This is a genomic window from Pyramidobacter sp. CG50-2 (assembly GCF_003612005.1).
Classification (GTDB): domain Bacteria; phylum Synergistota; class Synergistia; order Synergistales; family Dethiosulfovibrionaceae; genus Pyramidobacter.
On sequence record NZ_RAWT01000088.1, the window covers coordinates 1 to 3,026 of the forward strand.

The 3,026-nt window shown below is 54.6% G+C and carries 1 rRNA gene; it reads right to left on the reverse strand.

The window, feature by feature from the left end:
- Positions 1-28 precede the first annotated feature (28 nt).
- Positions 29-3,004 (reverse strand): 23S ribosomal RNA (locus D7D26_RS11805).
- Positions 3,005-3,026: the final 22 nt, after the last annotated feature.

A 3,026-nucleotide genomic window follows, 5' to 3' on the forward strand; every position in this document is an offset into this window, starting at 1 on the left:
TCTTCTCTCGAACAGCACGAAACTGAAACAGGTTAAGGCCTCGGTGTATTAGTACCGGTTAACTCAACGTCTCGCAACGCTTCCATTCCCGGCCTATCGAACCCCTCGTCTCGGGGACACCTTACTACCTTCTGGTATGAGATATCTCATCTTGGGGGCGGTTTCCCGCTTAGATGCCTTCAGCGGTTATCCGGGCCGTACTTGGCTACTCTGCTGATGCGGCTGGCGCCACAACAGATACACCAGTGGTACGTCCACTCCGGTCCTCTCGTACTAGGAGCAGCTCCCCTCAAATATCTTGCGCCCGTGGTGGATAGGGACCAAACTGTCTCACGACGTTTTGAACCCAGCTCGCGTACCGCTTTAATGGGCGAACAGACCAACCCTTGGGACCTGCTACAGCCCCAGGATGCGACGAGCCGACATCGAGGTGCCAAACCTCCCCGTCGATGGGAACTCTCGGGGGAGATCAGCCTGTTATCCCCAGGGTAGCTTTTATCCGATGAGCGACGGCCTTTCCATTCAGCACCGCCGGATCACTAGGACCGACTTTCGTCTCTGCTCGAGATGTCTCTCTCGCAGTTAAGCCAACTTATACCCTTGCGCTCTCTTGGCGGTTTCCATTCGCCATGAGTTGACCTTTGCGCGCCTCCGTTACTCTTTGGGAGGCGACCGCCCCAGTCAAACTGCCCACCTGACTGTGTCCTCTTCGTCGATTCAGACGCTAAAGTTAGACATTCGAAATCACAAGGGTGGTATCCCAACGATGGCTCCAAGAAAGCCAAAGCTCTCTCTTCTTCGCCTCCCACCTATCCTGTGCATGAAATTTCAAATATCAGTATCAGGCTACAGTAAAGCTCCATGGGGTCTTTCCGTCCTACCACGGGGAACCGGCGTCTTGACCGGTACCACAATTTCACTGGATCTCTCGTTGAGACAGCGCTCAAATCGTTACGCCATTCGTGCAGGTCGGAACTTACCCGACAAGGAATTTCGCTACCTTAGGACCGTTATAGTTACGGCCGCCGTTTACTGGGGCTTCATTTCTAAGCTGCGCCTTGCGGCTCACTCTTCCATTTAACCTTCCAGCACCGGGCAGGCGTCAGACTCTATACTTCGACTTGCGTCTTATGCAGAGTCCTGTGTTTTTGGTAAACAGTCGCTTGAGCCTGGTTTCTGTGGCTGCTCCCCGCTTCACCTTACGATTGACGGGGGCAGCACTCCTTCTCCCTAAGTTACGGAGTTAACTTGCAGAGTTCCTTAACGAGAGTTATTCCACTCACCTTAGCTTGCTCAGCTTGACCACCTGTGTCGGTTTCGGGTACGGGCGCCATAAGTTCTCCCTAGCAGGTTTTCCTGGCAGCGGAGCTTCAACAGCTTCGCCTCGAAATGAGGCTCCCTCTCGGATCTCGGCCTTGACGGGGCGATGTGCTTGACTGTCGCCCCAGCCTGCTTCCTTGGACTGGCTCTTCCATCAGCCGGCCTGTCTAGCTTTCTGCGTCGCTGCTTCGGTTGTAGCGAACTTATCGCGGGGCAGGAATTTCAACCTGCTGTCCATCATCTACGCTTTTCAGCCTTGACTTAGGCCCCGCCTTACCCTGGGCGGATCAACCTTCCCCAGGAATCCTTGGTCTTCCGGTGTATTTGATTCTCGCAAATATGTCGTTACTCATGCCGGCATTCTCACTACTCAGCTGTCCACGAAACTTTACAATTTCGCTTCGTCCCGCTGACTACGCTCCCCTACCGATAGATTGCTCTATCCCATAGCTTCGGCGGCATGCTTAGCCCCCTACATTTTCGGCGCGGGGGTCCTCGACCAGTGAGCTGTTACGCACTCTTTAAAGGATGGCTGCTTCTGAGCCAACCTCCTGGCTGTTTCGGGGTCCCTACATCCTTGTCACACTTAGCATGCTCTTCGGGGCCTTAGCTGATGATCTGGGCTGTTTCCCTTTCGACCACGAACCTTATCACCCGCGGTCTCACTCCTGATTTCTACGTGGCGGCATTCGGAGTTTGATGGCTCGCGCAAATCCCCCAGGACCGCTTGAGCTGTCAGTCGCTCTACCTCCGTCACGAATCCATCAAGGCTGCACCTCAATGCATTTCGGGGAGAACCAGCTATTACCTAACTCGATTAGCTTTTCACTCCTAACCACAGGTCATCCAAGACTTTTTCAACAGGCACTGGTGCGGTCCTCCATGGGGTTTCACCCCCACTTCAACCTGCCCATGGCTAGATCGTCAGGCTTCGGGTTTATTGCAGGCAACTTCGCGCTCTCTTCGAACTCGCTTTCGCTTCGGCTCCGGAACTTCATCCCTTAACCTCGCTGCATGCAATATCTCGCCGGCTCATTTTTCAATAGGCACGCTGTCACTTTCCATACATCGCTGTATTTCCAGCTCCAACTGCTTGTAGGCATACGATTTCAGGTCTCTTTCACTCCCCTCCCGGGGTGCTTTTCACCTTTCCCTCTCGGTACTATGCGCTATCGGTCACTTACAGTATTTAGCCTTGGACCATGGGCGGCCCGGATTCAAACGGAATTTCTCGTGCTCCGCTCTACTTGGGATTCGGTCTTCAGAGGGATCGGGTTTTCGTCTACGCGGCTTTCACGTTCTGCGGCTCGCTTTTCCAACACGATTCGACTAACCCGAGCTTTTCTTACTCTGCGGAAGCTCAGCAGCGCTTCCCCGACTGTCCCGCAACTCCCTCCGCAGCAACGGCTGCTGCCTTGCACTGCGGGGGTTTAGGCTGGCCCCTGTTCGCTCACCACTACTGGGGGGATCTCTTCGATTTCTTTTCCTCCGGCTACTGAGATGTTTCACTTCACCGGGTTCCTCTCCACAATGGAGTCACGGGTCTGCACCCGTGGGGTTGCCCCATTCAGATATCCGCGGATCAAGGCCTGCTTGCGGCTCCCCGCGGCGTTTCGCCGCTTGCTGCGTCTTTCGTCGGCTGTAAGTGCCTAGGCATCCGTCGTATGCCCTTTCTACCTTAACCTGTTTCAGTTTCGTCCTGTTCG